Annotated in this window: 13 protein-coding genes and 1 pseudogene; 6 read left to right on the top strand and 8 right to left on the bottom strand. The window is 54.1% G+C overall.

Translation table 11 applies throughout. The annotated features are described in order from the left end of the window. Positions 1-73 precede the first annotated feature (73 nt). Genes oppB through oppF form a run of 4 tightly spaced genes read left to right on the top strand, consistent with a single transcriptional unit; the run spans position 74 to position 3,939 of the window. A complete protein-coding gene (oppB, locus tag BG55_RS19165) occupies positions 74-994 on the top strand; it encodes an oligopeptide ABC transporter permease OppB (protein ID WP_034940963.1) in 921 nt (306 codons plus the stop codon). A gap of 13 nt (positions 995-1,007) precedes the next feature. After that, a complete protein-coding gene (gene oppC, locus BG55_RS19160; protein ID WP_034940962.1) occupies positions 1,008-1,916 on the top strand; it encodes an oligopeptide ABC transporter permease OppC in 909 nt (302 codons plus the stop codon). An 11-nt stretch (positions 1,917-1,927) separates the two neighbouring features. Beyond that, positions 1,928-2,941, top strand: coding sequence for an ABC transporter ATP-binding protein (gene oppD, locus BG55_RS19155; RefSeq protein ID WP_034940961.1), 1,014 nt, complete (start codon positions 1,928-1,930; stop codon positions 2,939-2,941). Next, entirely contained in the window at positions 2,938-3,939 is a 1,002-nt protein-coding gene (gene oppF / locus BG55_RS19150) for a murein tripeptide/oligopeptide ABC transporter ATP binding protein OppF (protein ID WP_034940960.1), read from the top strand. Before oppD ends, oppF begins: the two co-directional genes overlap by 4 nt. A gap of 108 nt (positions 3,940-4,047) precedes the next feature. Here oppF and BG55_RS19145 read toward each other — a convergent pair whose 3' ends face one another. Continuing rightward, positions 4,048-4,371, bottom strand: coding sequence for an HI1450 family dsDNA-mimic protein (locus tag BG55_RS19145; RefSeq protein WP_034940959.1), 324 nt, complete (start codon positions 4,369-4,371; stop codon positions 4,048-4,050). A 45-nt stretch (positions 4,372-4,416) separates the two neighbouring features. Then, a complete protein-coding gene (gene cls, locus BG55_RS19140; protein WP_034940958.1) occupies positions 4,417-5,877 on the bottom strand; it encodes a cardiolipin synthase in 1,461 nt (486 codons plus the stop codon). A 150-nt stretch (positions 5,878-6,027) separates the two neighbouring features. On the opposite strand from cls, the gene BG55_RS22715 reads away from it, so the two are divergent. Next, on the top strand, positions 6,028-6,201 hold the full coding sequence (locus tag BG55_RS22715) for a YciY family protein (protein ID WP_152542859.1): 174 nt from the start codon (positions 6,028-6,030) through the stop codon (positions 6,199-6,201). Between the two features lie 49 nt (positions 6,202-6,250). Here the strand turns inward: BG55_RS22715 and BG55_RS19135 are convergent, their stop codons facing one another. Beyond that, on the bottom strand, positions 6,251-6,547 hold the full coding sequence (locus tag BG55_RS19135) for a YciI family protein (RefSeq protein ID WP_034940957.1): 297 nt from the start codon (positions 6,545-6,547) through the stop codon (positions 6,251-6,253). A gap of 204 nt (positions 6,548-6,751) precedes the next feature. Between BG55_RS19135 and tonB the strand changes: the two genes are divergently transcribed. After that, positions 6,752-7,501 (top strand): TonB system transport protein TonB, encoded by a 750-nt coding sequence (tonB, locus tag BG55_RS19130; RefSeq protein WP_034940956.1) that lies wholly within the window; start codon positions 6,752-6,754, stop codon positions 7,499-7,501. Between the two features lie 236 nt (positions 7,502-7,737). Here tonB and yciA read toward each other — a convergent pair whose 3' ends face one another. The 5 genes and pseudogenes from yciA to BG55_RS19105 all read right to left on the bottom strand — a co-directional run. Next, entirely contained in the window at positions 7,738-8,169 is a 432-nt protein-coding gene (yciA, locus tag BG55_RS19125) for an acyl-CoA thioester hydrolase YciA (protein ID WP_034940955.1), read from the bottom strand. Positions 8,170-8,228: 59 nt separating this feature from the next. Next, positions 8,229-8,765 (bottom strand): septation protein A, encoded by a 537-nt coding sequence (locus BG55_RS19120; RefSeq protein ID WP_034940952.1) that lies wholly within the window; start codon positions 8,763-8,765, stop codon positions 8,229-8,231. 76 nt (positions 8,766-8,841) lie between these two features. Next, a complete protein-coding gene (locus BG55_RS19115) occupies positions 8,842-9,576 on the bottom strand; it encodes a YciC family protein (protein WP_034940950.1) in 735 nt (244 codons plus the stop codon). A 23-nt stretch (positions 9,577-9,599) separates the two neighbouring features. Next, a pseudogene (locus BG55_RS19110) lies at positions 9,600-10,018 on the bottom strand (YkgJ family cysteine cluster protein). 216 nt (positions 10,019-10,234) lie between these two features. Then, positions 10,235-11,322 (bottom strand): type III effector (locus BG55_RS19105; RefSeq protein WP_200871651.1); only part of this gene is annotated, 1,088 nt, incomplete at its 5' end.

Here is an 11,322-nt window from a genome sequence, read left to right as displayed (position 1 = left end):
GGGGGAAGGGCAGCCTTCCCCCTGCGTGTCGTTTTATAAGCAGTGCTGAGGCACAAGCCAGCAGGTACGGGCAATGTTAAAGTTTATTTTACGTCGTATTCTGGAAGCGATTCCGACGTTACTTATTTTGATCACCATCTCCTTCTTTATGATGCGACTGGCACCGGGAAGCCCTTTTACCGGCGAGCGCACACTGTCGCCAGAGGTGATGGCAAACATCGAAGCCAAATACCACCTGAACGATCCGATCTGGAAACAGTACACCGACTATCTGTTACAGCTGGCTCACGGTGATTTCGGGCCTTCCTTTAAATACAAAGACTATTCGGTGAATTATCTTGTAGGCCATGCTTTCCCGGTTTCAGCCAAACTGGGTCTTGCCGCCTTTATCCTGGCGATTATTTTTGGCGTGGCGGCGGGAGTCATTGCGGCGCTGAAGCAAAATACCAAATGGGACTTTGTGGTGATGGGTGTAGCGATGACGGGCGTGGTCATCCCCAGTTTCGTGGTCGCTCCCTTACTGGTACTCATTTTCGCCATTGCCCTGAAGTGGTTGCCGGGTGGTGGCTGGAATGGCGGGGAACTGCGGTTTATGATCCTGCCGATGGTCGCGTTGTCGCTGGCTTACATTGCCAGTATCGCCCGTATCACCCGTGGTTCGATGATTGAAGTGCTGCACTCCAACTTTATTCGTACTGCGCGGGCTAAGGGGCTGCCAATGCACCGCATCGTGCTGCGCCATGCGCTGAAACCAGCCATGCTGCCAGTGCTTTCGTACCTGGGCCCGGCCTTTGTAGGCATTATCACCGGTTCAATGGTGATTGAAACCATCTATGGTCTGCCGGGAATCGGCCAGCTGTTTGTTAATGGTGCACTCAACCGCGATTACTCGCTGGTTCTGAGCCTGACCATTCTGGTCGGTGTGTTGACCATCCTGTTTAATGCGATCGTTGACGTGCTGTATGCGGTTATCGATCCCAAAATTCGTTACTGATCCGGAGCTGGCAATGATGTTGAGTAAAAAAAATAGCGCCGCTCTTGATGCCTTCAGCGAGAAGCTGGAGGTGGAAGGCCGTAGTCTCTGGCAGGACGCACGACGTCGTTTTATTCACAACCGCGCCGCGCTGGCCAGCCTGTTAGTCTTACTGATAATCGCCCTGTTTGTGGTGTTTGCGCCAATGCTCTCTTCGTTCACCTATGATGATACCGACTGGAGCATGATGTCTGCCGCGCCGGATATGGTGTCGAAGCACTACTTTGGCACGGATTCATCCGGCCGCGATCTGTTGGTGCGCGTGGCGATTGGTGGGCGAATTTCGCTGATGGTTGGCATTGCTTCCGCAATGGTCGCCGTGCTGGTGGGCACATTGTACGGATCGCTGGCCGGGTATCTTGGCGGTAAAACTGATTCGGTAATGATGCGCCTGCTGGAAATCCTTAACTCCTTCCCGTTCATGTTCTTTGTCATCCTGTTGGTCACCTTCTTTGGACGCAACATACTGCTGATATTTGTCGCTATTGGCCTGGTTTCCTGGCTGGATATGGCACGTATTGTGCGCGGTCAGACACTGAGCCTGAAACGTAAAGAGTTTATTGAGGCGGCCCATGTCGGCGGCGTTTCCACGGTCAGTATTGTCCTCAGGCATATCGTGCCAAACGTACTGGGTGTGGTGGTGGTCTACGCCTCGCTGCTGGTGCCAAGCATGATCCTGTTCGAATCTTTCCTCAGCTTCCTGGGGCTGGGTACACAAGAGCCACTCAGTAGCTGGGGAGCACTGCTCATTGATGGTGCGAATTCAATGGAAGTGTCGCCGTGGTTACTGCTGTTCCCGGCAGGATTTCTGGTGATTACGCTGTTCTGTTTTAACTTTATCGGTGACGGCCTGCGTGATGCCCTCGACCCGAAAGATCGTTAAGGAGTTTCCCGATGAATATGACTGAACAACAGCCAGTTATGGTGAAAAAAGCGGGAAGCGACACTCTGCTTAACGTCAGGGATTTGCGGGTTACGTTTGCCACGCAGGATGGTGATGTTACCGCAGTTAACGATCTCAACTTCAGCCTGCGGGCGGGCGAAACGCTGGGGATCGTGGGTGAGTCTGGCTCGGGTAAGTCCCAGACGGCCTTTGCACTGATGGGATTACTGGCCAGCAATGGGCGTATTGGCGGCTCGGCGCTGTTCAACGGCAGTGAAATTCTTAATCTGCCTGAGAAGCAGCTGAACCGGCTACGGGCTGAGCAAATCGCCATGATTTTCCAGGACCCGATGACCTCTCTGAACCCATACATGCGGGTAGGCGAGCAGCTGATGGAAGTACTGAAACTGCACAAAGGGATGAGCAGTGCGCAGGCTTTTGAAGAGTCGGTACGTATGCTCGATGCGGTAAAAATGCCGGAAGCGCGTAAGCGGATGAAGATGTTCCCGCATGAGTTTTCAGGGGGGATGCGGCAGCGAGTGATGATCGCCATGGCGCTGCTCTGCCGGCCAAAACTGCTGATTGCCGATGAACCTACCACGGCGCTTGATGTGACGGTTCAGGCGCAAATTATGACCCTGCTTAATGACCTGAAACGCGAGTTCAATACGGCCATCATTATGATCACCCATGATCTGGGCGTGGTGGCCGGGATCTGCGATCGGGTTCTGGTGATGTATGCCGGCAGAACCATGGAGTATGGCGGGGCGAGGGATGTGTTTTATCAGCCGACACATCCTTATTCTATTGGCCTGCTTAATGCCGTGCCGCGTCTGGATGCAGAAGGCGAATCGCTGACCACCATACCCGGTAATCCACCTAATCTGCTGCGTCTGCCGCAGGGTTGTCCTTTTCAGCCGCGCTGCCCCAATGCGATGGAAATTTGTTCAACGGCGCCACCGCTGACACCTTTTGGTGAAGGACGTCAGCGTGCCTGCTTTAAACCCGTGGAGGAGCTGGTATGAGCGCGGTAGCAGAAAAGAAAGTGTTATTAGAAATTGCCGATCTTAAAGTCCACTTTGCGATCAAGGATGGCCGTCAGTGGTTCTGGCAGCCGCCCAAAAGCCTGAAGGCCGTCGATGGCGTCAGCCTGCGTTTGTACGAGGGAGAAACCCTCGGCGTGGTGGGTGAGTCAGGCTGTGGCAAATCCACCCTCGCACGCGCCATTATCGGTCTGGTCAATGCCACCGAAGGGCGTGTCGCCTGGCTGGGGCGTGACCTGCTTGGGCAGAGTGAAGAAGAGTGGCGCAAAGCCCGCAGCGATATCCAGATGATTTTTCAGGACCCGCTGGCTTCGCTGAATCCGCGCATGACTATTGGTGACATCATTGCGGAACCCTTACGCACCTATCATCCCAAAATGCCGCGTCAGGAAGTGAAAGAGCGGGTGAAAACGATGATGATGAAGGTCGGGTTGTTGCCAAACCTGATCAACCGTTATCCGCATGAGTTTTCCGGCGGTCAGTGCCAGCGTATTGGTATTGCCCGTGCGCTGATCCTTGAGCCTAAGCTGATTATTTGTGATGAGCCGGTTTCTGCGCTCGATGTATCTATTCAGGCACAGGTCGTCAACCTGCTGCAAAAACTGCAACGTGAAATGGGGCTGTCGCTGATCTTTATTGCTCACGACCTGGCAGTAGTGAAGCATATCTCCGATCGGGTACTGGTAATGTATCTGGGCCATGCCGTGGAACTGGGCACCTATGACGAGGTTTATCAGAACCCGCAGCATCCCTACACGCGGGCACTGATGTCGGCGGTGCCGATTCCCGACCCGGATCTGGAGAAAAACAAGGTTATCCAGTTACTGGAAGGGGAGCTGCCTTCACCGATTAATCCGCCTTCTGGCTGTGTGTTCCGCACCCGCTGCCCGATTGCCGGCCCGGAATGCGCGAAGACCCGTCCATTGCTGGAGGGCAGTTTCCGCCATGCGGTTTCCTGTCTGAAGGTCGATCCGTTATAAATGTCCGGCAGTGACGTCATTGTGGTAAAAAACACTCCCGCGCCAGTGATGGCGCGGGAGTGCGGGTGAGGAGGGAGAGTCGCGCCTGTTAAGCGTCTTGTTTCAGGGTTATTCGCGCCAGAGAATATGGCAGAGCTTGTGATCTTTTTCCCGGCACAACAGCACGCGGGCAAACACATCAGTAATTGGCTCGCCATCGGCTTCACCCAGCCCGATAACCACTTCAGCAAAGAAGTCGGGATTCAGATCAAAATCGACGTGTTCCTGCCAGTCATCAGCGGGGTCAAACAGCTCCGCGCCGCCGCGCTCCTCAAATTGCAGATTGAACAGGATGATATCAGCCGGGTCGAGGTTATCTCCTGCCAGCTCAAGAAAAATATCGTAGGCCTGTTCAAGGGTTTCGTCTTCAGTAAGGCGGTTATTCAAATCCATAGCATTTCCCATAAGGCCCGCAGGCGCTGTGCAATCCCGCTCGTTTTACAGCAAAGGACTGAAGAAGTAAAACAGGCGTTCAACAATCCGTTGCCAGTAAGCACGTCGCGCCCAACGTTTAGCATCCACCAGCCGCGAGCGGGCGATATAGTCGTCCTGAACACGGGCCAGATCGCCCCCGAAACCGTCATCGTCAATGACCAGGGTGATTTCAAAATTCAGCCACAGGCTGCGCATATCGAGGTTAACCGTGCCGACCAGACTCAGCTGTCCATCAACCAGAACGCTTTTGGTATGCAGTAACCCGTCTTCAAACTGATAAATTTTGACGCCTGCTTCCAGTAGCTCAGCAAAAAAGGCCCGACTGGCCCAGCCAACCAACACGGAGTCATTACGGCGTGGCACGATAATGCTGACGTCCACCCCCCGATGCGCGGCAGTACAAATGGCATGCAGTAAATCATCGCTGGGAACAAAATAAGGTGTGGTCATAATCAACTGCTGACGGGCAGAGTAGACCGCGGTCAGCAGGGCCTGGTGAATCAGGTCGTCCGGGAACCCCGGCCCTGAGGCGATGACCTGAATAGTGTGGCCGCTCTCCTGCTCAAACGGCATGATGTTGCCATCAGGCGGTGGGGGCAAAATGCGTTTGCCGGTTTCTATTTCCCAGTCACAGGAATAAATAATCCCCATGGTGGTGGCGACCGGCCCCTCCATTCTCGCCATCAAATCTATCCACTGGCCTACGCCCGCATCCTGCTTAAAGAAACGTAGGTCGACCAGGTTCATGCTGCCGGTATACGCAATATAGTTATCAATCAGTACGACCTTACGGTGTTGACGCAAGTCCATCCGGCGCAGAAACACACGCAGCAGGCTGACTTTAAGCGACTCAACCACGTCGATACCGGCATTGCGCATCATCGTCACCCAGGGGCTACGAAAAAACTGTACGCTACCCGCGGAGTCGAGCATCAGGCGGCAGTGAACACCGCGACGAGAGGCGGCCATTAGCGATTCAGCGACTTCGTCCGCCAGCCCACCCGGTTGCCAGATGTAAAACACCATCTCGATATTGTGGCGCGCCAGCTGGATGTCACGGATCAACGCGTGCAGGGTATCATCGGTGGAGGTAAGCAGTTGTAGCTGGTTTCCCTTGACGCCCGCCACGCCCTGACGATTTTCACACAACTGAAACAGTGAACGGGCAACATCGCTGTTATCGTGAGCGAAAATCTGATGGCAGGATTTCAGTTCATTCAACCAGCGGGCGGTAGAAGGCCACATGGTACGGGCGCGCTCGGCGCGTCGCTTTCCCAGATGAAGTTCGCCAAACGAAAGATAGGCGATAATTCCGACCAGCGGCAGAATATAGATGATCAACAGCCAGGCCATGGCAGAGGGCACGGCGCGGCGTTTCATCAGAATGCGCAGCGTCACCCCCGCAATCAGCAACCAGTAACCAAATATCAGCAGCCAACTGAGCAGAGTATAAAAAGTCGACATATCAGCGGACGTTCCGTTCACCCTTGAATAGTATGAGTTTACGTGCAGATCTGCATTGACGAAACCTTTTCCGCAAGGAAGTCATCGGACCGGATAAGCAGAGAGGAGGGTGTACACTCGGCGGCGAGTTTTTCAGGCTGTGGAGTTGGCATGAGAAGAAGCCGTAATGAAGTGGCGCGCTGGCGTATGTCGCGTCAGATCCAGCGCCGTCGGGCGCGTTGGCTCGAAGGGCAGTCCAGACGATATGGTCGTATGCATGCTATTCGTCATCAGCTGAGTCAGCAGCAGCGGCGGTCCGTGCTTTTTATCAATCAGACGTTCTGATCTGGTATGAGATATCCCTGTGCCGATCAGACACAGGGAAAAGAGACGGCTAAAACACCCGCCGAAATGGCCGGACGGTGACCTGCTTATAGACGCCCGCCGCGATGTAGGGATCATCCTGCGCCCAGGACTGGGCAGCTTCCAGTGAGGAAAATTCGGCAATGATTGTTGAGCCGCTGAAACCTGCTGCGCCTGGATCATTACTGTCCACCGCAGGCATCGGCCCGGCGATAATCAGCCGACCTTCATCCCGTAGCAACTGAAGGCGCGCGAGATGAGCAGGGCGCACGGCGGTGCGTTTTTCCAGAGAATCACTATTATCTTCTGCGTAGATTACATAGAGCACGATACAACTCCTGTCCGGTCGATAAGATTTGGCCCTCACGTTAAGTGATCGTCTGTTTTTCTGCAAACGAAAGATAAGGTCGGCAGTAAAGCAGATCCCGCCCGGACCTTTGAGGTTAAATAACGCGGGCCGGACGGCTGTGTTGTTGAAACTGATTGCTATTTGCATTTAAACTGACGCTTCACTATTTTTTGCAGACAGATTATGACCACGCTGACCGAAGACTCTTTACCCCGCCGAATTTCCCTGCCTGTGCTTTTCTCCGTCGGATTGCACGCGGCGGTAATCGGGGCAATACTTTATGCTTCATTTCATCAGGCCGTCCAGGTGCCGAAAGCATCTCAGCCGATCAGTGTTTCAATGGTCGCACCCGAAGTGCAGCCAGAACCCCAGGCTGCGCCACAGCCTGAACCCGTCGCACAGCCTGAACCTGAACCCGTTGAGCCGCAGCCTGTTGCGGAACCAGAGCCGCCGGTGCCTGTCCCCGTGCCTTTGCCAAAACCGGAACCCAAACCGAAGCCAAAGCCCAAACCGGTAAAAAAAGAGGTGGTGAAGCCGAAAAAAGAGGTGAAGCCCCGCACTGAACCTCAACAGGCATCGCCCTTTAACAATGACAAACCGGCAACGGCGACCAAACCTGCCACCGCACCCAGAACGTCGCCAGCGCCGTCCACTGCGGTTTCAACCGGCCCTGAAGCCATCAGCGTGGGTAAGCCTGAATATCCGAGCCGTGCCTGGGCTTTACGCATGGAAGGGCGAGTGCGGGTGCAATTCGATGTCGACGGTTCGGGGCAGGTGGTTAATATTCGCATTCTCTCCGCCGAGCCGCGCAATCTTTTTGAACGTGAAGTGCGCCAGGCGATGAAGAAATGGCGTTACCAGGCCGGTAAGCCTGGAAAGGACTTAACCATGAACATCGTGTTTAAACTGAAAGGCGGATCGAATATTGAATGATCGAATATTGAATAGTCCCTGTGCTGCCAGCGTTGCGGCTGATAGCTGAACAGCGCCTGTTGCTCCTGCTCAGATTGCGGTAAATAATCCGGGCAGAGGGCGTTAGCCTGTCCACTTAAAAAATGCGCTATGGCCCCTGAGCGTCAGGGAGAGAAAAATTGCCCATTGTGCTTCAGCAGTTGCAATGGGCGATTTTAAGGGCAGTGCAGGGCTCCGCAGCCTGACGATCTGCCGCTTCAGTTTTGTCCATCAGCCTCAAAATGGCTTTTGTCCGCAGGCAGTGGGCGGGGTTTTCCTTCATCATCCACCGCGACGTAGATAAACACTGCCTCTGTCGTGCAGTAACGCTGGCCGATAGGTTCCGATGACACTTTTTTAATCCATACCTCAATATTGATGGTGATAGAACTGCTGCCGGTACGGATACAGCGGGCGTGACAACTGACCACGTCACCCACGGCAACAGGTTTCAGAAATGTCATCCCGTCAGCGCGCACCGTCACCACCCGGCCACCGGCAATTTCTTTTGCCAGGATAGCGCCGCCCATATCCATCTGCGACATCAGCCAGCCACCAAAAATATCGCCATTGGCATTGGTATCCGCAGGCATCGCCAGGGTGCGCAGCACCATCTCTCCCTGAGGGAGTCGGTTATTAACATCATTCATGATCTTGCTTCCGGAGAGTAAAGGGAGAAGGTGGCCCGACTGCTGCCGGGCGCGAAAGATTATTTTTCTTCTTGTGGCATCAGACGGTAAATATAGAGGCCGCTGATAAGCGTAAAGAGCAGGGTCAGACCGGTCAGACCGAATACTTTAAAGTTAACCCAGAACGCCTGAGATAACCAAAACGCGACGTAGATATTAGCCAGACCACAGGCAAGGAAAAAAGCGGCCCAGGCGATATTCAGCTTACGCCAGGCAAAATCAGGCAGTTTCAGCTCTTTACCCAGCATGCTCTGGATCAGCGGCTGCTTCATCCAGAACTGACTGAACAGCAGGGCCAGCGCAAACAGCGAATAGATCACCGTCACTTTCCATTTGATAAATTCATCATTGTGGAAAACCAGCGTCAGGGTGCCAAAAACGGCAACCAGCACAAAGGTGAAAATGGTCATTTTTTCCACTTTGCGGTACATCACCCAGCTGGCGACCAGCGCCAGCGCGGTCGCCACTATCAGTGCGCCGGAAGCGACATAGATGTCATATAACTTGTAGAAAATAAAAAAAACCACCAGCGGAAGAAAATCGAATAGCTGCTTCATAAAGGCTTCCAGATTTCAGACGAATGCAAAAGGTTACGTTAGCACAGCGTGCCGCAGGGCGACACGCAACGGCAGATTAACGTAACAGCATATAGAGGCGATAAAGATAAATAATCAGTATGGCCGAAATAAGGTTACTCACGGCGTTGAGCAGCACGGAGGCGACATTCGCAGGAAGCACAGTCAGAGAGGATGCCAGCAACAGCACCGCGACTTTAGCCAGTAACCAGACCGCCACGGCGGGCGCGACCACTTTCATCTGACGCCAGACGAGGTTGATACTGATGCGCATCGCCCGAAAAATACCGGTTTTTTCGGTAGAGAGGATCACCGGGGAAAGTGCCAGCACAATGCTCAGGATCACACCCGGCACCACCAACACCATAAAGCCAATCTGAACCGCCAGCGTCATCAGAAATACCAGCAACAGCAGCCGCGGCAACAATGGCGCAGAGGTACCGATGGCACGTAGCGCACTGACCCGCTGCCCGGCCGATACCAGAGGGATCAGACTCAGCATTGCGCCCAGCAGCAGGGTATTCCCCACCAGCGAAGCAAAAGTACCCGCCGCCGAAGCCCGTAACAAAATACGCTGCTGATCGGGGGACATATTCTGCACCATCTCCAGCAGGCTGCTTGAGCCGTTTTGACCATCGGTCAGCACAGAGAGCTGGTCGGCACCGGGCGTCAGCGCATGGCCAATCAGTACGGTGATAAAAGAAGTCAGCAGTGAAATCAGCACAATGGTAATCAGCTGATGGCGGAAAAAATTCCCGGTGTCACGGTATAACGAACCCGCCGTGAAAGACATGTACTCTCCTTGAAAAGCTGAAATTAGCGATCCGGGGATTGTACATGCTCTCGCGGCAACCTGGCACCCTGACTTACATAACTTTCTGTTACAAAGGCACCATCTGCATCCCCAGCGGGGGCAGACCATAACGTGCTCTCGCCCTGTCGCAGGCTTCATTATGTTCGCCATTTTCGCCAGACTGCGAAAATTCACGGCAGGGTGTGGGGCGATGTTGATAAATGTTGCAGGAGACGCAACCGCCGATTTCGCCTTCCAGCGCAACGCAACGTGGCGAACGGCTGTTGGTCCCGCGCATGTTGCGCATAAACAGATTCAGAGGTTCAGTGAGACTGGCCGGGACAATTCCGCCACCATCATCGGCTTCTGACCAGTAGAAGGAAACGCGAAAATGCGCGCAACAGGCACCACAACTTACACAGGGATTGAGAGTGTCGCTCATCTGATTGCCCGCCCTCCCGAGGCTTCGAACCAAAATCACATTGATCAGGATCAGCAACATAATCTGGCGCTTTTATTTCTGCAAGCGGATTTTATTAACTCCTGAGCTCCAAAAGTTCACATGCCACAACATACTGTTCTGTAAGACCTTTTTATGCATGACGCCGGGAAAGCGTACGGTCCGACAGAACAGAGGCCCGCAGGCCGTTGATGGCTTTTATGAAAGCACCGGTTTCCAGTGCATCAGCAGATCTTCACGCAACATTCCGAGTGCGGTTTTCTGCGTTTTAAGATCGGCGGCGAAAAATGCAGCATCAAACACATCGCCCATGCGTTGTTTGCTCTCCAGCGCCTGCTGCTTTATCTGACTGGCCTGATGGTGAGTGATTTCGTTGTAACTGAATACCGGCAGCATGTTCCGCGTCCAGCTTTCCGGCAACGACTGTCCCGCAACCAGCAACGCCCCGGCGTAGCATTCTGCCAGATGCTGAGCGCCGCGCAGCTGTCCGGCCAGCCAGATTTGTGACTCGGTCTGCTGCGAAGCAGCCTGAGGATAAACCTGCGCTGCGGCGGTGGAAACTTTTCTGATGGCGTCATCGTCTCCACTAAAGAAGGCGCGCAACAGCGTATCTTCACCGACTTTCTTTTCAACGTCCTGCGCCGCCTGCGGCCAGGAGCGACCGGAGGGCAGTTTAAAACCGTGATAGGCATCTTTCCCGAAATGCCAGAATTTACCGGTGCTGGGTATTTTTTCGGTCAGATGGGTGGTCATGCCCTCATTCATTGCCTGCCATGAAGGGTTGTTATTATTGTTATTAATGCGATCGCGAAATTCAGGATGGGTATAGCAGTGCACAAATTCATGCGCCGCGACGTCAGCAGGAGGCGTCTGCATGGCAATATTGTTGTCGAGCTTGACCAGTAATTTATCTGGCACCCAGCGTCCCTGCACGTTGGCGGGAAGGTCATGCGCTATCTCTGCTCTGGCATTAAAGCAGGGGCTGTTATCCGGAATATACCTGCCGTAATGATTAAGAACGGACTGGTTGCCCGTCTGCAAATGAGCTGGCGTGGCGCGCTGAGCCAGATTGATTGCCGCCCATATCGTGCCGCCGGGATCTCTGGCAAAGTCGCCGGGGTAACTGGTTATCCTGTGGCCCGCTAACAGCGCGAGGGCACCGGTCATCAGTTTGGCAGACAGCGTGATCGGGTTCACGGAGGTGGGCGCGGTACGTCGGGCATCAGCAGCAGGTCGGTTTTCTACGGCCTGTTCAGCAGGGGCTGCCGCAGCTGAAGTGGCGGCCC

It is taken from the genome of Erwinia mallotivora, assembly GCF_000590885.1.
GTDB classification, from domain to species: domain Bacteria; phylum Pseudomonadota; class Gammaproteobacteria; order Enterobacterales; family Enterobacteriaceae; genus Erwinia; species Erwinia mallotivora.
The sequence above is the reverse complement of the archived record's forward strand: the minus strand, read 5'-3'. Positions and strand labels throughout refer to the sequence as shown.

Bases quoted from the DNA above. Each gene is read 5' to 3' on its own strand.
- BG55_RS22715 (WP_152542859.1), top strand. From the start codon at position 6,028: ATGAGAAGAAGCCGTAATGAAGTGGCGCGCTGGCGTATGTCGCGTCAG.
- oppB (WP_034940963.1), top strand. From the start codon at position 74: ATGTTAAAGTTTATTTTACGTCGTATTCTGGAAGCGATTCCGACGTTA.
- oppF (WP_034940960.1), top strand. From the start codon at position 2,938: ATGAGCGCGGTAGCAGAAAAGAAAGTGTTATTAGAAATTGCCGATCTT.
- BG55_RS19120 (WP_034940952.1), bottom strand. From the start codon at position 8,765: ATGAAGCAGCTATTCGATTTTCTTCCGCTGGTGGTTTTTTTTATTTTC.
- tonB (WP_034940956.1), top strand. From the start codon at position 6,752: ATGACCACGCTGACCGAAGACTCTTTACCCCGCCGAATTTCCCTGCCT.
- cls (WP_034940958.1), bottom strand. From the start codon at position 5,877: ATGTCGACTTTTTATACTCTGCTCAGTTGGCTGCTGATATTTGGTTAC.
- oppC (WP_034940962.1), top strand. From the start codon at position 1,008: ATGATGTTGAGTAAAAAAAATAGCGCCGCTCTTGATGCCTTCAGCGAG.
- BG55_RS19115 (WP_034940950.1), bottom strand. From the start codon at position 9,576: ATGTCTTTCACGGCGGGTTCGTTATACCGTGACACCGGGAATTTTTTC.
- yciA (WP_034940955.1), bottom strand. From the start codon at position 8,169: ATGAATGATGTTAATAACCGACTCCCTCAGGGAGAGATGGTGCTGCGC.
- BG55_RS19145 (WP_034940959.1), bottom strand. From the start codon at position 4,371: ATGGATTTGAATAACCGCCTTACTGAAGACGAAACCCTTGAACAGGCC.
- oppD (WP_034940961.1), top strand. From the start codon at position 1,928: ATGAATATGACTGAACAACAGCCAGTTATGGTGAAAAAAGCGGGAAGC.